Here is a 17155-nt window from a genome sequence, read left to right as displayed (position 1 = left end):
TCTTCCCATGGTCTACATGACCAATCGTCCCTATGTTGACATGCGGCTTAGTCCGTTCATACTTGCTCTTCGACATTTGAGCTCTCCATATAAATCCCTAAAGGGCAGCGTTAAAATCTCACTGCATAATCCAGTGATTATGCGTATTTTTTCTGAATCTCCTGAGCGACAGCGGCAGGCACAGGCTCATAATGATCAAATTGCATTGTATATTGCGCCCGCCCCTGACTCATGGAGCGCAATGTATTAACATAACCGAACATATTGGCCAAAGGCACCATTGCATTGACAACGGCCGCCACACCGCGCGCTTCCGTACCGGAAATCTGTCCGCGGCGGGAATTAAGATCGCCAATCACATCGCCCATATAATCTTCAGGTGTCACCACCTCAACCTTCATTATGGGCTCTAATAATTGCGCACCCGCTTTTTGCGCTCCTTCGCGAAAAGCAGCGCGCGAAGCAATTTCAAAAGCCAAAGCCGAAGAGTCAACATCGTGATAAGCGCCGTCAATCAATGTTGCTTTTACACCAAGCATAGGGAAACCAGCCAACGGCCCCGAACCCATAACACTTTCAATGCCCTTCTGAACGCCCGGTATATATTCTTTCGGAACCGCGCCGCCGACAATTTTGGACTCAAAAATAAAATCATCACCCTCATGCGGTTCAAAAACGATTTTAACGCGCGCAAACTGACCGGAACCGCCGGATTGTTTTTTATGCGTATAATCAATTTCAGCCTGCTTTGTGATAGTTTCACGATAAGCAACCTGCGGCTGGCCAATATTCGCCTCAACCTTGAATTCACGCCGCATGCGGTCAACAATAATATCCAGATGCAGCTCACCCATGCCGGCGATAATAGTCTGACCGGATTCTTCATCAGACTTCACCCGGAAAGAAGGATCTTCTGCTGCCAGGCGATTAAGGGCAATCCCCATTTTCTCCTGATCGGCCTTGGTTTTCGGCTCAATCGCAATCTCAATCACCGGCTCCGGAAATTCCATTCTCTCAAGAATAACCGGCTTTAGCGGATCACAAAGCGTATCGCCTGTTGTTGTCTCTTTCAAACCGGCAAGAGCAACAATATCGCCGGCATAGGCTTCATCAATATCTTCCCGCGAATTGGAGTGCATTTGCAGCATACGGCCAATACGCTCACGCTTTTCCTTAACCGTATTTTGCAGAGAAACACCTTTTTCCAGCTTCCCCGAATAAATACGACAAAAAGTCAAAGAACCGACAAACGGATCATTCATAATCTTGAAGGCTAACATTGAGAGCGGCGCGTCATCTGACGATTCGCGCGTTGTATGTTCGCCCGATTTAACATCAATACCGGCAATAGCTGGAACATCAACGGGCGCAGGCAGGAAATCAATAATCGCATCAAGAAGCGGCTGCACACCTTTATTTTTGAAAGCCGTGCCACACATAATCGGGTGAAAAGCAACGGCTATTGTCCCCTTGCGGATAAGAGCACGCAGCTCACCAGCGGTAAATTCCTTGCCTTCCAGATAGGCTTCCATGGCAGTTTCATCAGTCTCAACCGCCATTTCCACCATTTTCTCGCGATATTCCGCTGCTTTATCTTTCATATCAGCAGGAATCTCACCAATTTCAGCCGGCGAACCAATATTACCGTCCCATGTGTAAGCCTTCATCTCAACGAGATCAATAATACCGGCAAAATCATTTTCAGCACCGATCGGCAACTGGACAACCAGTGCTTTGGCTCCAAGACGCGTAGCCACCATTTCCACGCTGCGGTAGAAATCGGCACCGATTTTGTCCATTTTATTGACAAAAACCATACGCGGCACACGATATTTTTCAGCCTGACGCCATACAGTTTCTGTCTGCGGCTCAACGCCGGCATTAGCATCAAGAAGAGCAATAGCACCATCCAGAACACGCAGCGAACGCTCTACTTCAATCGTAAAATCCACATGCCCCGGCGTGTCGATAATATTGAAACGGCGTTTTTTGCCGTCACGCCCCTGCCAGAAAGTGGTTGTCGCAGCGGAAGTAATAGTAATACCGCGTTCCTGCTCCTGTGCCATCCAGTCCATGGTGGAGGCACCGTCATGCGTCTCGCCGATTTTATGGTTTTTACCGGTATAAAACAAAATGCGCTCTGTCATTGTTGTTTTACCGGCATCAATATGCGCCATAATGCCGAAATTGCGATAATCCTGAATTTTATATTCGCGAGCCATTTGCCCTACCCTAATTTACAGCATTATTACCAGCGATAATGCGAAAAAGCACGATTTGCCTCGGCCATGCGATGCGTATCTTCACGCTTTTTAACGGCAGCGCCACGATTATTGGCCGCGTCCATCAACTCACCCGACAGGCGATCAATCATAGTCGTCTCATTGCGTGAACGCGCAGCATTGATAAGCCAGCGAATAGCCAAAGCCTGGCGACGCTCAGGGCGAACATCAACCGGAACCTGATACGTAGCTCCGCCGACACGGCGTGAACGCACCTCAACATGCGGCGAAACATTTTCCAGCGCCTGATGAAATAAAATGAGAGAATCCGTTTTTGCCTTACCCGCGACCGTATCAAGCGCCCCGTAAACAATACGCTCAGCAACAGATTTTTTACCATCAAACATAACGGCATTCATAAATTTTGTGAGAATCATATCCCCAAATTTGGGATCCGGATTGACTTCACGCTTCTCAGCTCTATGGCGACGAGACATAATTCAACCTCTCACTTATTTCGGACGCTTTGCGCCATATTTGGAACGGCGCTGCTTACGGTTTTTGACCCCTTGCGTATCAAGAACGCCGCGAATAATATGGTAACGCACACCCGGCAAATCCTTGACACGACCGCCGCGAATCATCACCACAGAGTGCTCCTGCAGATTATGCCCCTCACCGGGAATATAACCAATCACCTCAAAGCCGTTGGTCAGGCGAATCTTGGCCACTTTACGCAAAGCCGAATTCGGCTTTCTGGGCGTAGTCGTATAAACCCGGGTACACACGCCGCGCTTCTGCGGATTCGCCTGAAGAGCAGGAACATTATTGCGCTTTACCGGCACTGCGCGCGGCCTGCGAATTAACTGATTTACGGTAGGCATTCAACCTTCCTCTATTCAAAAACTTCCACGCCCCACAGGGCCAGCCAATGATACATGCACAAAAACGGACAAACCTCCTGCAACAGCGATTTGCTCCAAAACAGAGGAAGCCCTAAAGCTTCATGTGAACGACATGATCCACCAAAATTGTAAAACCAACTCTGTTTGAGATATAATCCATTATGAGGCACAACGGACACAGCCTATCTCACAGCAAGTTTGATAGTGCCCTCTTAGCGCGAGAAAGGATTTGCGTCAAGGGCAGACTTGAAAAAATCTTCAAAACCTGGGCTTTTTAGGCCTTTTTTAACGATTGCAGCAGTTTTTTCTTGTATACTCCCCTTGTATTTTGCTCCAAACGCGCGCACAGCCTTATCACTGTCAGGCACTTTGACGCGGGAGCCTGATAAACGGGCTGCCGCCTTGAGCGAAGCAGTTTTGCGCTTATATCGGCAAATTAAGGGGGAGACTGTCTCATTTCAGGATAAATATTATGCGAATCGCGACATGGAATATTAACGGTATTAAAGCAAGGCTGGATAATCTCTTACTATGGCTCCGGCAGACACAGCCTGATATTGCCTGCCTGCAGGAAATCAAGACGACGGACAGCAGCTTCCCGCGTGAACGTATTGAAGATTTGGGCTATTATATTGAGACGCATGGGCAGAAAAGCTTTAACGGTGTTGCCTTATTATCCAAAATGCGGCCTGATGATATTAGCCGCGGGCTGCCGCAAGGGGGAAACACAGCAGAAGACCCGCAAGCGCGCTTTATTGAAGGCGTTTATTCTCTAAAAGGCCGGGCGATTCGGGTCGCTTCACTCTATCTGCCCAATGGTAATCCCGTTTGGGACGATTCTGCGGCAGAAATAACGGCAGATACGGCCGGTATCAGCAAAAAATATGCCTATAAACTTGCCTGGATAGAGCGGCTTTATCATTTTGCCCGGCAGCGCCTGGCCCTTGAAGAAGATTTTATCCTCGCCGGTGATTATAATGTGATTCCCGCACCGCAAGATGCGGCCCGGCCGGAGCAATGGCAGCAGGACGCCTTGTTTTTGCCGGCTACACATAAAGGCTTTCGTAAATTGCTCAATCTCGGCCTGACAGACGCCCTGCGGGCCGTTTCAAACGGAGAAGCCTATACATTCTGGGATTATCAGGCCGGTGCCTGGCCGAAAAATAACGGCATTCGCATTGATCATATGCTGCTTTCACCGGAAGCAGCAGACAGGCTGCGCTGTGCTTTTGTTCAAAAAGAGATACGCGGCTGGGAAAAAGCTTCCGACCATGTGCCTGTGTGGATAGAAATAGCCGAATAAAGCTGCCGCATCAGGACAGGGCTCTCTGTTCAACCGGGCCAATAAGCAAAAAGACTGAAATCAGCCCCAGGTGCTGGACTTGGAGAAGCAAAATCTATATTTTGGCCGTGCCGGCGGCTTATCTGCAAGAGATGGATTATTAAATTTTCCCGGCATTATTCGTGCCCGCGGGCGCCTTATGGGAGATTATATGACACAACACCATATGATTGCGATGAAACGTGTCAATAAATGGTATGGCAATTTTCAGGTTCTGAAAGATTGTTCCCTGAATATTGATAAAGGTGAGGTTGTGGTCGTTTGCGGCCCGTCAGGCTCTGGAAAATCTACTTTAATCAAGACTATCAATGCCTTGGAGCCGATACAGGCAGGCGAAATCTGGGTAAATAATATTGCCATTCACGATAAAAAGACCAATCTGCCGAAATTGCGCAGCCATGTCGGCATGGTTTTTCAGCATTTTGAGCTGTTTCCGCATTTATCGGTAATGGAGAATCTGACTATTGCGCAAATAAAGGTTCTCAAACGTTCGCAAAAAACGGCGGAAGAAAAAGCATGCCATTATTTGCGCCGTGTCGGCCTGGTGGAGCATAAGGATAAATATCCGGCCCAGCTTTCGGGCGGGCAGCAGCAGCGCGTTGCCATTGCTCGCGCTTTGACGATGGATCCGATAGTGATTTTATTTGACGAACCGACTTCGGCTCTTGACCCTGAAATGGTGGGAGAAGTGCTTGATGTTATGGTGAGCCTGGCTGAGGAAGGTATGACCATGGTTTGCGTAACCCACGAAATGGGCTTTGCCCGTAAAGTAAGCAAGCGGGTTGTTTTTATGGATAAAGGTGAAATTCTGGAAGATTGCCCAAGTGAAGAATTTTTTACCAATATGCAAGGACGCACAGCGCGGGCGCGCGACTTTTTATCTAAAATCCTCAATCATTGAGAAGAGAAACACCTCTGGCAGCCGAACAAAAAGCAGCCCGCTGCCGGGGTAAGCACCTTATCCTTCGGGAGGGTGGCTGCATTAGTATTATTTTTCTACTTTCGGAACGCATCTGGATTTAATTTCATCATAAATTTGGCGGCTAATGATTAAGATCATTACACCTACCCTGTCTCCCCAGGCGCCTTTGAGTTACATATGAATCAATCTGATTTTTGCTAAACAGCGCAAGTTCTGCCGCCAAAACATCAGCAACCCTTACAGCCTCCCCCTCAATTTTTCCGGAACCTAAGACACAAATTGTATTAGAAATCATTCTGACTCCCTGGACAGGGGCAAATTTTACAATGGCAACTTTACGGACATCATCGTAAATTCCATTGTGAATATCATTTATGATAGCCTCCACGCTTTTGTTGACATTCAACATCAAAGCATATAGGAGCCGCACTCCTGGCAAGCAGAAAGACAGGCAGAGAGAAACAATAACAAAACACAGCATATTTTGGTGTGAATTTTAAATTCATTTTCTGTTCCGCTGTCTTTTTAAAAAATCTCCGAGGCATAAACCCAGCCCTTAACCGCCGGCCGGAAACACAGCCGCACAGCCGGCGGGAGCGACAAAGCTGAACAATTTCCCTCTATGAAGGGCAAACCCGGCAGCGCAAGCGGCCTTAAGCGCGCCTGGCCTTTCAAGCGCCGCCAAGCCGCGCCAAAGCCTGTTCCGTCTTGGCGCAGCTTTCCTGATATTCAGCCAGACGCTCCCGCTCCGCGGCAATTATCTCAGGCCGGGCATGAGCAATAAACTGTTTATTATCAAGCCTATATTGCGTTTTATCAATATTATCCCTGATTTTAGCCAGATCTTTCATCAATCTGGCTTTTTCCGCCTCAATATCAATCAGCGAACCAAGTGGCAGGCAATAAACTACCCCGGATAAGACTGCCTGTGCCGCTTTCTCGGGCGCTTTATCGGCAAAGTCCAGGCTTTCAACCCGCGCCAGCCTCTTCAGCGCAGCCTCGTGGCGCTTCAGGCGCTCCTGCACGGCCTTATCGGCGCCCAATATTACCAAAGGCGCCAATTTGGCGGCCGGCACACGCATTTCCGCCCGCACAGAGCGCACCAGGCTGACAATATCAATCAGCCAGTTAATATCGGCTGCCGCCTTTTTATCAATAAAATCGATTTGCGGCCATGATGTCAAAGCCAGGCATTGTTGCCGCTTTTGCCCCGTAAGTGCTGTTTTTTCCCAAAGCTCTTCGGTGATAAACGGCATAAACGGGTGCAGCATTTTATAAATCTGCTCCAGGCAATACTGCAAACAGGCCCGCGTCTCCACTAAATCCGGCTGATTTTCATCTTGCAAAACCGGCTTGGAAAGCTCCAGATACCAATCGCAAAAACTGTGCCAGACAAAGCGGTAAAGACTTGCCGCCGCTTCATTAAAACGAAATTTTTCAATATGTTCACTTATTGCAGCCTGTGTTTGCGCAAGCTCGGTCAAAATCCAGCGATTAACTGTTGATTTTACAGCTTCAGGGCTGAAATCGGCAGCATATTGCATAAAATTCATCTGGCCGAAGCGCGTAGCATTCCATAATTTTGTGCCAAAATTGCGGTAACCGGCAATACGCGCCGGGTCAAGCTTCACATCACGGCCTTGCGCCGCCTGAATGGCCAAGGTAAAGCGCAGCGCATCGGCGCCAAATTCTTCAATCAGCTCCAGCGGGTCAATAATATTGCCCCTGGATTTGGACATTTTTGCCCCATATTTATCGCGCACCAGCGCATGCACATAAACAGTGTGGAAAGGCGGCACATTATCCATAAAATGCAGCCCGGCCATCATCATGCGCGCTACCCAGAAAAAGATAATATCAAAACCGGTAACCAGAACGCTTGTCGGATAATATTGCGCCAGTTCCGGCGTCTTTTCTGGCCAGCCTAAAGTGGCAAACGGCCATAAAGCGGAAGAAAACCAGGTATCCAGCACATCTTCATCGCGCCGCAGCGGCACAGTTTTGCCAAAATGCGCCTTGGCCGCCGCCAAAGCTTCCGCCTCTGTTTTTTCAACAAAAATTGTGCCATCTTCCGCATACCAGGCGGGGATTTGGTGCCCCCACCATAATTGGCGGGAAATACACCAGGGCTCAATATTTTCCAGCCAGTTATAATAGGTCTTGTCCCAATTTTGCGGCACAAATTTTACCTTGCCGCAGCGCACAGCGGCAATAGCGGGCCGGGCCAAATGCGCCGCATTAACATACCACTGATTGGTCAGCATTGGTTCAACAGGCACCGCACTGCGATCACCATGCGGCACCATATGCTTATGCGGCTCTGTTTTCGCCAGATAACCGGCCTCTTCCAACAGAGCGACAAGCTGCCGGCGCGCGGCAAAACGCTCTTGCCCGTCCAAAACAGCGGCAAATTCCTGCAAGGCGGCATTTACTTCCAGATCCTGCCAGAAATCTTCATTCCCGCTTAGATTTATATGGGCCGATTCGTCCAATACGCGAATAAGCCGCAAATTATGGCGGCGGCCAAGCTCAAAATCGTTAAAATCATGGGCGGGAGTTATTTTCACCGCACCGCTACCGGTTGTCATATCGGCATAATTATCGGCAATAATCGGCAGCTTGCGGCCGACAAAAGGCAAAACAGCATGGGAACCGACAAGATGCCGGTAACGCTTATCTGCCGGGTTAACGGCAATAGCGACATCACCCGGCATGGTTTCCGGCCTTGTTGTGGCGATTGTGATAAAGCTTGCGGGATCTTCGGCATTAAAAACTTTGCCTTCCAGCGCATAACGCATATGCCACAAATTGCCCTGAACTTCCCTTTGCTCCACTTCCAGGTCGGAAATAGCGGTTAAAAGCTGCGGATCCCAGTTAACAAGGCGTTTATCCTTATAAATAAGCCCCTGCTTATACAAGGTTACAAAGACAGTCATAACCGCCTGCGACAGGCCCTTATCCATAGTAAAACGCTCACGCGACCAATCGCAGGAAGCCCCCAGCCGGCGCAACTGCCCGGCAATTATGCCGCCCGATTCCTCACGCCATTGCCAAATATGGTCGATAAATTTTTCCCGCCCCATATCGCGGCGTGAAGGCCCCTTGCCGGCCGCCAATCGGCGCTCCACCACCATTTGCGTGGCAATACCCGCATGATCCATGCCCGGCTGCCACAGCACATTTTTGCCGCGCATTCTTTCAAAACGCACCAGAATATCCTGAATTGTCGCATTGAGCGCATGCCCCATATGCAGCGACCCGGTAATATTAGGCGGCGGCATCATCACAGAAAAAGGTGCAGCCCCCGGCCTGGCACCGGCACCAGCTTTAAAAGCGCCCTGCTTTTCCCATACTGCGCCGGCACGCAGCTCTATTGCTTTCGGATCATATGTTTTATCGAGCATTGTATAGACCTGATAATGCTTTAATAGCTGACATTTATCTATCTATAAATGCAAGCCTTGCCAAAAGGCAAGGCCTATAGAGTATAGAGCAGGAAAAAGCTTCTCTGAAAAAAAGAGGCAATCTATCAATCAACAAAATCACCCCATAAATAAGAAAAAGCGCGCTTTCCCTTATCTCGCCCATAAGCGGTAAATATAAAAATTAAAAGGCATAGATAAAAGGCCAAAACCGCCAGGCTGTGAGCTATAGGCGAAACCCCGGTATCAGGCTTTGGCAAAATCAGCCGACTGAAATATAATACGGCGCTATAAACACAGAAAGCCGGCAAAAGCAAAACCGGCAAGGCAGACATCGACACCCCACAGCCAGAGACCCTGAGCCATAGTGGCCTTCTTATTATCCATACTATGAGGGCGGACGATATTTACCGGCAAAAAAATCCTCAGCCGCGGCGCATAGACTGGATAAAGCGTTGCACTTCCTCGCGTAATATTTTCTCAAACAAATTGCGGAAATGCTCATCAAGCCACTGCGCAATAAACGGGCGCAACAAATTTTCTGTAGAATGCTCCACATCTGCCGGCAGATTTTTATCAAAATCGGTAATAGCCGCCTGCTTCTCAGCAAAATGTATCTCGGCAGAACGGTTATCCCCGGAGCGCTCAGCTCCCATTGGCGGCTGGCCGGCTACAGGCTGCCCTCCTTTAACCTCCGCCGCCTGGAACCTCCCCGGCCGGGCAGAACCATTATTGCGGAAATCTGCTTCTGCGGCAGCGGGATTAACGCGCGCGCGCGCTATATTGCCGCCCTGCACGGCCTGTCCGCCATTTTGCGGCCAGGCATTATTGGCAGGCGAAAAGGGGCGGCCATTGCCGGCAGAGCCATTACGCACCGGCGCTGTGACAAAAGGCGGCAAAGAGGAGGCATTATTATCCGGTTGATACGGCCTGCCGCCAATTTCCGCCTTTGCGGCAGAATTATTCGCAGAGGCATTAGCGCGGTGCAGGCCGATCCGCTCAGCCAGAGCATTCATCGAATCCTGCACAGGCCGGCCATTGCGGCCGGCATTATTACTGCGTATCGGCATAGCATTACCCTCGGCATGCCCGACAAAACCATTATGGGGGAAACCATTATCCCGCCCGCCATTATGGCCAGGGGCAAAATTGCCGACAGCATTATAACCATTTGGCCGGGAAGATACGGCATTACCATTATCGCCATTATTGCGCAGACGAATATCCTGCTTCAAATTCGGCATTGTCGCATCATGATTACGCACCTGCATCGACGCAGTATTGTCACCCTGGGCATTTCTGGCGGCATTACCCCCTCCTTGAGCCTGCCCCCCTTGTGGAGCGGCTCCGGTATTTTCTTCTATTATTTCTCGGATTGATGCCAGCAGCTCGTCCATACTGGGTTCTTGTAATGCGTCTGAATTTTGTGCCATAGAATCTCTCTAACCTCAAATTCCTGAAAAAACACACGCTGCCAGCAAAAACCGGAACCCGGCCTGTTACCTTGCCGCAAATAGACTCGCGCAAAATGTCTCACTTGCCCAATCCACGCCCGAATCGGCAAAATACTTATACCCTGTAAGGATATTAAAAAAAAACTAACAAGAACAGCTTTTTTTAACTTATCAAAAGGTAAATAAATTTTATTTACCGGAAAAAGAAACAGGCACCAGCCGGCACGAGTGACAGCGGAAACCAGGTAAAGCATAAACAAAACAGAGTATTGGATAGAAAAACTGTGACTGAAATTTAACGGCCGTCAGGCGTATATATACCGATTACCTTGTTGCGAACGGCATTATAATGTTCCTTGGGGTCATAAATATGCACCGGCAGCCCCAAAGCGGCAGCGCCCATACTGCCAAGAGCAACTTTCACCGCATAACCGGCAACAATCAGATCACGCTCGGCATCAACCAGCCCAACTTCCGCATCAATCAGCGCAGAGCGAGAATTCAATACATCTAAAGTCGTAGCCTGGCCGACAATATTTTCCTGAACGCGGCCTTCAAGCGCAATTCTGGCAGCAGAGACGCTGTCGCGATAGGCATAAGTGGCCGAACGCGAACCTTCCAGTTGCGACCAGGCGGAAATCAGTTGCTCACGCACCTGATCCCGAATGGAATCCACCTGAATTTCCGCCTGGCCCAACTGCTCTTTGGACTGACGCACCTGCGCCGATAAAGAGCCGCCCTGATAAACCGGCACATTTAATGTCAGGCCGATAGAATTGGCACGTCCCTGGCCGGAATTCGCCCCGCTATAGCCGTTATAAATATCGGTATAAGAGGTGCTGGCTGTCGCATCAACGCTCGGCAATAAGGCGCCTTCTTTGGTCTTGACATTATAGGAAGCGGCATCAACCGCATATTTGGCTGATAAAATCGCAGGGTGCTCTGCCGCAGCGATAAAAAACCCCTGATCCAATGTTTTCGGCAGGCCGCCGGAAGCAGGAGGCGGCTCCAGCACCCCCGCTGTTTCGCCGACAATACGCCGGTAAGTCGCTTCCTTGGATTTAACATCAGCCTTAGCCTGAGAAAGCTGCGAAATCGCCTGTGAGCGTTGCGCTTCAGATTGCGCCAAATCAGTGCGAGTGCCGTCACCGACATCAAGCTTGGCCTTATCTGAGCGCACCTGCTCTTCCAAAGCGGCCAGATTCTCCGCCCGATAAGCAGCAATACGGCGGGCGGCATAAACATCGGCATAGGCCTCTACCGTAGAAAACAGCAGATTTTGCTCGCTATTGCGCAAATATTCGCGCTGCGCCTGTGCCTGTGTTTTGGCTGCCGCTACCGAATTTTTGGTCACAAAACCGTCAAAAATCTTCTGGCTTAGCTGGATACCGATAGAACCCGCCGTGGTATAACGCGTTGTCGTGGCGCTGCGACCGCGCGAATAAGAGCCGAAACCATTGATATAAGGGCGATAACCGGATTTGGCAATGGCAACATCTTCATCATAAATCCGAACAGAAGCCCGGTCTGAATTGAGAGCGCTATTATTGGTATAGGCCTTGGTCAAGGCGCCGCGCAAATTTTCGGCATGAGCCGATTGAATCGCCACCAGGGTCACACCGGATAATAATACTCCCAATAATTTCTTTTTCATAGTATTCAGAACCCACGCCACTCGACAAAACCTTATACGAGTTTCAGACCTTCCGCCGACCAAAAATACCGGATTTTATACAGAAAACCGGCAAAACTGCAATAAAAACGCAGAATTACGCGCCCCTCCCGATTTTACCGCCTTATAGCCGCGGCAAATGACTAAAAAGTAAATGTCGCCTTTTCGGTAAAGCCGGGCAAAGGCTCAAGCGCCAGATTAAATCCTCGCCGGCGCGAAACAATACCGTCTTCGCGCTCATAAAGCCAGGCGACAGCCGCATTGCCTCGCCCCTCCACCGCAATCAGGCGGCCGCCTTCACGTAATTGGGCAAATAAAGGCTCCGGCACAAAATCCACCGCCCCTTCCAGCAAAATAACATCATAAGGCGCCTGCGCTGTCCAGCCTTGCGGCAAGTTACCTTTCACCACTGTTATATTTTCACATTTATAGGCAGTGATAAGATTTTCAGTCCAGGCAGTCAGCTCTTCATCACATTCCAGCGCGATAACCGCACTGCCAAGCTCTGCCATAAGCGCCGCCCCATAACCGGTCATGGCGCCTATATCGAGCACAAAATCATCTTTACCAATATCGGCAAGCTGGATAAGCCGCGCCAAAGCCGCAGGCGGCATCATATAGCGGGCGGGCACCCCCGCTTTGGCGGCAGCCACCATAACACTGCCATCGGCATAAGCGGCACCGCGCCATTTTTGCGGCACAAAAAGCTCACGCGGCATATTCAGAAAAGCAGAAAGGACAGAAAGTCTGGTAACATTAACGGTTCTTATCTGGCTGTCCACCATTTTTTGCCGTAATTGCACAAAATCCATATTCATCAGCCACGCCTCATTTACGCCCCTGATACGCACCCGCTTATAAAAACCCCAATAAAACCGGAACGCACAGCCCCCTGACAGCCCATTGCCGGAAAGGCCTCCGCTTACATTATCAGTCTAGCACAAGCCTCATACTGTTTGCAAAAAATAAACCAATATCGCGTAAAAGATTAACAGAATTATCACTAATTCTGCCCTCCAGGCACAGAAAAACCTGTTTTACTGCAAGTATAGCCAAGTTACAACTCAAACCGAATGCACACAGACCGATAATAATTCTCACCAAGATGAGCTGCAAAACGGAGAAATAATTGGAGGCCTCACCCGGAATCGAACCGGGATACAAGGATTTGCAGTCCTCTGCGTAACCATTCCGCCATGAGGCCGGGAAGCTTTGCCAAGCAATAAGTGAAAGCGGCCAAAAGGTCAAGCCGTGTTCACCGCTCCCGGCATATTTTTATTGCAGTGCCGGCCTTGCGGCAATTTTCTCCCCAACAGATCTGCCGGCGTCTTTGGCCTGATAATTAAGGCCATCAACCCGATAATGAGAACACTGACTTGCGGATAAAAAGCGGCATTATCTATTTACGGCAATTATTTTTGTGAATTTGAAAATTCCCCCTTGGCAAAGCCGTGCTTTGTTTGCTATAGGCAGGACATGCTGTCAATAGGCGCTGTTCCCCGGTAGCTCAGCGGTAGAGCAACCGGCTGTTAACCGGTTGGTCGCTGGTTCGAATCCGGCCCGGGGAGCCATCTTATCTTTGTATTTTTGTCTGCGTGAAATTCTGTATTACATGAATATCGGTAATCACCGGGAAATCGAAAGTCCGGCTTTGACTCTATAGCGGCTTTATATTTCCGCTTTGGGAAACCGGTTTTTTTGCTCACTTCACCGGGTTTGTTCCGGTGCCGGTTAATCCCAGGCTTCAATTTCCACATTTTTCACCGCAATCGGCGCAAAACCAACCTGCTGGTAAAGCTGCAAGGCACGGGGGCTGTCCAGAGAATTGGTCTGAACACGCATTTTATCTATTTCAACTGCCCAGGCTGCCTGCACAATTTCGTCCAGAAACAAACGGGAAAGCCCCAGGCCCTGATAATCGCGCAGCAAGCCGAAATATAAAAGCTCGGCCTCACTGCTCTCACCTTTTTTGTGCAGTATTGTTTCGGCAAAACCGGCGGGGCAGCCGCCGCAATATAAAATCTGCAAAATTGTATTTTCTGCCTGCAAAATTGCGGCAAGCGCTGCGTCACTTTGGTGCCGCCGCATATGCCAGTGATGCGGCCGCCCTATTTGCTCATATAAATAACGATAAAAATGAACAGGACAGCCTTCTGCCCGCATAAGCGCCAAAGAACGGCCGCCATGAACGGCAGCAAGCGCCGGCAAACGGCGCAGCGGGCGGGCGCGCATTTCCAAAAATGTAACCCGCGCCGGCAAAAACCTTGCCTGTTTTTTCTGCTCCGTCATATTTTCCCCATTTCAGCGGCCGGGCTGCGCAATCATAATAGACAGTCGCGGGCCGCGAAAGCCGTTATATTTTTCCTGTTTCAGCCGCCGGGCTGCTATTTGCGCCGGCTCCACCGGCGCGCCTTTTGTTCAGCGCCGGCCGAGGCCATAGCTTCAGCCCGCCTTTTATGCCGGGACAAAACGCGGGAACCCGGCGCCGATTTACGCTGTTTACCGGCTTTTTGTTCGGGACTTGCCGCCTCTTCCCGGCCAGGCTCTATTCTTCCCGGCTCAACAAACATTTTCCCGGCTCCCGGTCTCCAGCCCGGCCTTGCCGTCACATTGCCTTCCCGGCGGCCGGGTTTCTCCCGCCCGGAGGCAAAATATCTTCGCCGCCTGTCCGCGCCTTGCCTGTCGGTCATTGCCGCTTCAGCAGCAACCGCCTTTGCCGCCTTTGCCCGGCCAAATTCGGTTCTGAAACGCTTTTTCTTCCCCGCAACGCCTGTTTTATCAGCCGCCTTCCTGCCCATCTCAACTGTAGCCCCGGCAGTAACCGGCTTTTCAGAATTGGGGAAAACTGCTGCCGCCAGAACCGGCAAAGGGTCAAGCGGCAATTTTTTGGCTGTTACTTTCTCAACAGCGCGCAAGCGCGAGGCTTCCAGCGCCGCATCATATAGAGTGACAGCCTCGCCTGCCGCACCATTACGCCCGGTGCGGCCAATGCGATGCACATAAGTCTCCGCCTCAACCGGAAATTCATAATTTACCACATGCGTAATACCGGGAACATCAAGGCCGCGCGCGGCAATATCCGTGGCAACCAAAACGCGCGTCTCCCCCCGGCGGAAAGAATCCAGAGCGCGCTGGCGGGCATTCTGGCTTTTATTACCATGAATAACTTCAACCGGACAGCCTGCTTTGGCCAAAACGCGCCCTACAGTATCAGCCCCGTGTTTGGTGCGGGTAAAAACAATAATCGAGCGAAAAGCCTCTTGCGCCAGCAGACGCGTCAAAACTTCTTTTTTATCTTTTTGTGCCACAGCATAAACTGTTTCGCGGATTTCTGCCACTATTGTGCCTTGCGGCGCAGTTTCTACCTTGAGCGGAGAAACAAGCAGGCTGTCGGCCAGGCCGCTTACCTCTTTCGGCATAGTGGCCGAAAACAAAGCCGTTTGCCGCCGTTTGGCCAGCCGCGCCGCAATAGCGCGCACATCGCGGATAAACCCCATATCCAGCATACGATCCGCTTCATCAAGCACGAAAAAACGCGTATGCGACAAATCAATATTGCCCTCACGCACATGATCCATCAGCCGCCCGGGGGTCGCAATCAGCACATCAACACCGGCGGCCATTTGCTTTATCTGCCGCAAGCGGGAAACACCGCCTAAAACCAGCCCGGCGCGCAAATGCATATTTTTGCTTGCCAGGCGGACAGCCTCTTCTATCTGCACGGCCAGCTCACGTGTCGGCGCCAAAATAAGCGCCGCCGCAGTTTTCGGCTGCCGCTTAGTGCCAAGGCTGATAATTTTTGCCAGAATGGGTAAGGAAAAAGCAAAAGTTTTGCCGGAGCCGGTCTGGGCAATAGCTAGAATATCGCGCCCCTGCAAAAACGGCATAATAGTTTTGGCCTGAATAGGCTTGGGCGCCGAAATCCCCATTTGCGCCAGATTTTTCACCAAAACCGGCGGCAGATTCATGGCGGCAAAGCCGTTTTGCAAATTTTCCGTCATTTCTTATCTATCCGTTCCGGCTATTGCCCGCTTATGCCCAATTACGCTTTGGCCGATTATATCCGTTTGCGACAGCGCTACCGGGCTGTGATGCGCTGCCGCTTTTGCTGTTAACATATATTCAAAATACGCCCTGAAGATCCGGCTCAAATCTGCTGCGAGATAGCGCTGTCAAGCTGTTATCAGGAGGAAGGCATTTTCAAACGGAGCCTGTTTCGCCCCTTTTGCGTATAATCAATGCGACATTGACACGGCCGAAAACAAAGCCGCCGGCAGCACATATAAATATTTCGCCGCCGCTTGCAATCCTCAGTCCTTCCCGGCACTTCTATACTGAGTGCATTTATTTGGCAAGCCTATAGACCCGCTAAAACAGCGTTTAGCTTGTCATTTGGTCATAATTTTGGCAGCGGGCATGGCAATATCGGCGGCATAAGGATAAATTTCGATAAAAACAGGGTTTTGCACTGTCTTCTGTCCGCCGTAAATCAAGTGCCATTTGGTATTGTCATAAATAGCCAGCGTCATAAACTCCGTCACTGCTTTATCGGTTTCAACGCGTGTGGGCACCAAAGCGTAAATTATGCCGCCCCGGGCGGCAGCATAAGCAATATTGCCGCTGTCAAGCCGATAGCCATGCGCCGCCAAATGGGCAAACTGCCCGGCAATAGACTGCTGCAAACCGGCACGCAGCGCCTGTTCGCTCACATGTATGCGCGCTGCCATTTCCCGGTAAAGGCGCTCAGGCATCTGAGCGGCAATCAGGGCGGCATCTTTGCGTTCGGCTGCATTATTAACAGTATTGACCAAAAGCACCAGCTCTTTTTTCTGCAGGTCTGAAACCATATCGGCCTGAACCCGGTCGCTCAAAGCAAACACTGCCATAATGGCAATAAACAGCCTTATTTTTCTCAACATATTTGCCTTTTTCTCATTTTTGCCTGGTTGGACACATTTTCTTTAGCTGCCTGTAACCGCAAGGCCGCAGCCAGGCGCCAGAATTAAGAATTTTGCCCCGGAACATAGTAAATATTGCGGCATTTTTCGCTTTATATACAGATTTCCGGCAAAAAACGCTTCACAGCCATGCCGGATTTATGATAGAGGGGAAATAATTCAGGCAAAGGCATGCGAAAACAGCATAGGCAATAGATTCGGCTCCCGGCTCAGGCTTTATCCGTGGCGATTGCTGCAAACCGAATCGAACCGAAAATT

Annotated in this window: 14 protein-coding genes, 2 tRNA genes and 1 pseudogene; 4 read left to right on the top strand and 13 right to left on the bottom strand. The window is 50.2% G+C overall.

Features of this window, described 5'->3' with window-relative positions; all coding sequences use genetic code 11:
- The 4 genes and pseudogenes from DPQ22_RS08745 to rpsL all read right to left on the bottom strand — a co-directional run.
- Positions 1–76: pseudogene (locus tag DPQ22_RS08745) on the bottom strand (GTP-binding protein); the annotation flags it as partial.
- A gap of 61 nt (positions 77–137) precedes the next feature.
- Positions 138–2222: an elongation factor G gene (fusA, locus tag DPQ22_RS01990; RefSeq protein WP_150212906.1), complete on the bottom strand. Its 2085-nt coding sequence runs from the start codon at positions 2220–2222 to the stop codon at positions 138–140.
- Between the two features lie 26 nt (positions 2223–2248).
- Positions 2249–2719, bottom strand: coding sequence for a 30S ribosomal protein S7 (gene rpsG, locus DPQ22_RS01985; RefSeq protein WP_150212905.1), 471 nt, complete (start codon positions 2717–2719; stop codon positions 2249–2251).
- A gap of 15 nt (positions 2720–2734) precedes the next feature.
- Positions 2735–3106 (bottom strand): 30S ribosomal protein S12, encoded by a 372-nt coding sequence (rpsL, locus tag DPQ22_RS01980; RefSeq protein WP_150212904.1) that lies wholly within the window; start codon positions 3104–3106, stop codon positions 2735–2737.
- A gap of 390 nt (positions 3107–3496) precedes the next feature.
- Between rpsL and DPQ22_RS09250 the strand changes: the two genes are divergently transcribed.
- From DPQ22_RS09250 to DPQ22_RS01970, 3 genes are all read left to right on the top strand, one after another.
- Positions 3497–3625 carry a hypothetical protein gene (locus DPQ22_RS09250; RefSeq protein WP_256371531.1) on the top strand — a complete coding sequence of 43 codons (129 nt, stop codon included), beginning with the start codon at positions 3497–3499 and terminating at the stop codon, positions 3623–3625.
- Entirely contained in the window at positions 3600–4430 is an 831-nt protein-coding gene (gene xth / locus DPQ22_RS01975) for an exodeoxyribonuclease III (protein ID WP_150212903.1), read from the top strand. The genes DPQ22_RS09250 and xth overlap by 26 nt, the downstream gene beginning before the upstream one ends.
- A gap of 190 nt (positions 4431–4620) precedes the next feature.
- Positions 4621–5370: an amino acid ABC transporter ATP-binding protein gene (locus DPQ22_RS01970; RefSeq protein WP_305764090.1), complete on the top strand. Its 750-nt coding sequence runs from the start codon at positions 4621–4623 to the stop codon at positions 5368–5370.
- A gap of 692 nt (positions 5371–6062) precedes the next feature.
- Here the strand turns inward: DPQ22_RS01970 and DPQ22_RS01965 are convergent.
- The 6 genes from DPQ22_RS01965 to DPQ22_RS01945 all read right to left on the bottom strand — a co-directional run bounded on the left by DPQ22_RS01965 (position 6063) and on the right by DPQ22_RS01945 (position 13143).
- The gene (locus DPQ22_RS01965) at positions 6063–8795 is read right to left on the bottom strand and encodes a valine--tRNA ligase (protein ID WP_150212902.1); all 2733 of its coding nucleotides are present in this window, start codon (positions 8793–8795) and stop codon (positions 6063–6065) included.
- Positions 8796–9101: 306 nt separating this feature from the next.
- A complete protein-coding gene (locus tag DPQ22_RS09245; protein ID WP_256371530.1) occupies positions 9102–9230 on the bottom strand; it encodes a hypothetical protein in 129 nt (42 codons plus the stop codon).
- Positions 9231–9238: 8 nt separating this feature from the next.
- A complete protein-coding gene (locus DPQ22_RS01960; RefSeq protein WP_150212901.1) occupies positions 9239–10246 on the bottom strand; it encodes a DUF2497 domain-containing protein in 1008 nt (335 codons plus the stop codon).
- A gap of 316 nt (positions 10247–10562) precedes the next feature.
- Positions 10563–11921, bottom strand: coding sequence for a TolC family outer membrane protein (locus DPQ22_RS01955; protein ID WP_150212914.1), 1359 nt, complete (start codon positions 11919–11921; stop codon positions 10563–10565).
- A gap of 161 nt (positions 11922–12082) precedes the next feature.
- A complete protein-coding gene (locus DPQ22_RS01950; protein ID WP_150212900.1) occupies positions 12083–12757 on the bottom strand; it encodes a protein-L-isoaspartate O-methyltransferase family protein in 675 nt (224 codons plus the stop codon).
- A gap of 312 nt (positions 12758–13069) precedes the next feature.
- A tRNA-Cys gene (locus DPQ22_RS01945) sits at positions 13070–13143 on the bottom strand.
- 292 nt (positions 13144–13435) lie between these two features.
- Here DPQ22_RS01945 and DPQ22_RS01940 point away from each other — a divergent pair.
- A tRNA-Asn gene (locus DPQ22_RS01940) sits at positions 13436–13510 on the top strand.
- Positions 13511–13670: 160 nt separating this feature from the next.
- On the opposite strand, the gene DPQ22_RS01935 is transcribed toward DPQ22_RS01940, so the two are convergent.
- The 3 genes from DPQ22_RS01935 to DPQ22_RS01925 form a co-directional block, all read right to left on the bottom strand.
- Positions 13671–14228 carry a GNAT family N-acetyltransferase gene (locus DPQ22_RS01935; RefSeq protein ID WP_150212899.1) on the bottom strand — a complete coding sequence of 186 codons (558 nt, stop codon included), beginning with the start codon at positions 14226–14228 and terminating at the stop codon, positions 13671–13673.
- 95 nt (positions 14229–14323) lie between these two features.
- Entirely contained in the window at positions 14324–15940 is a 1617-nt protein-coding gene (locus tag DPQ22_RS01930; protein WP_150212898.1) for a DEAD/DEAH box helicase, read from the bottom strand.
- Positions 15941–16327: 387 nt separating this feature from the next.
- Positions 16328–16858, bottom strand: a complete 531-nt coding sequence (locus DPQ22_RS01925; RefSeq protein ID WP_150212897.1) for a hypothetical protein — start codon at positions 16856–16858, stop codon at positions 16328–16330.
- Positions 16859–17155: the final 297 nt, after the last annotated feature.

It is taken from the genome of Candidatus Tokpelaia sp., from assembly GCF_008636115.1.
Taxonomy (GTDB): Bacteria; Pseudomonadota; Alphaproteobacteria; order Rhizobiales; family Rhizobiaceae; genus QLZD01.
The sequence above is the reverse complement of the archived record's forward strand: the minus strand, read 5'-3'. Positions and strand labels throughout refer to the sequence as shown.

Coding starts and splice junctions, on each gene's coding strand:
- rpsG (WP_150212905.1), bottom strand. CDS start 2,719: ATGTCTCGTCGCCATAGAGCTGAGAAGCGTGAAGTCAATCCGGATCCC.
- DPQ22_RS01925 (WP_150212897.1), bottom strand. CDS start 16,858: ATGTTGAGAAAAATAAGGCTGTTTATTGCCATTATGGCAGTGTTTGCT.
- DPQ22_RS01955 (WP_150212914.1), bottom strand. CDS start 11,921: ATGAAAAAGAAATTATTGGGAGTATTATTATCCGGTGTGACCCTGGTG.
- DPQ22_RS01965 (WP_150212902.1), bottom strand. CDS start 8,795: ATGCTCGATAAAACATATGATCCGAAAGCAATAGAGCTGCGTGCCGGC.
- DPQ22_RS01930 (WP_150212898.1), bottom strand. CDS start 15,940: ATGACGGAAAATTTGCAAAACGGCTTTGCCGCCATGAATCTGCCGCCG.
- rpsL (WP_150212904.1), bottom strand. CDS start 3,106: ATGCCTACCGTAAATCAGTTAATTCGCAGGCCGCGCGCAGTGCCGGTA.
- xth (WP_150212903.1), top strand. CDS start 3,600: ATGCGAATCGCGACATGGAATATTAACGGTATTAAAGCAAGGCTGGAT.
- DPQ22_RS01970 (WP_305764090.1), top strand. CDS start 4,621: ATGACACAACACCATATGATTGCGATGAAACGTGTCAATAAATGGTAT.
- fusA (WP_150212906.1), bottom strand. CDS start 2,222: ATGGCTCGCGAATATAAAATTCAGGATTATCGCAATTTCGGCATTATG.
- DPQ22_RS01935 (WP_150212899.1), bottom strand. CDS start 14,228: ATGACGGAGCAGAAAAAACAGGCAAGGTTTTTGCCGGCGCGGGTTACA.
- DPQ22_RS01960 (WP_150212901.1), bottom strand. CDS start 10,246: ATGGCACAAAATTCAGACGCATTACAAGAACCCAGTATGGACGAGCTG.
- DPQ22_RS01950 (WP_150212900.1), bottom strand. CDS start 12,757: ATGAATATGGATTTTGTGCAATTACGGCAAAAAATGGTGGACAGCCAG.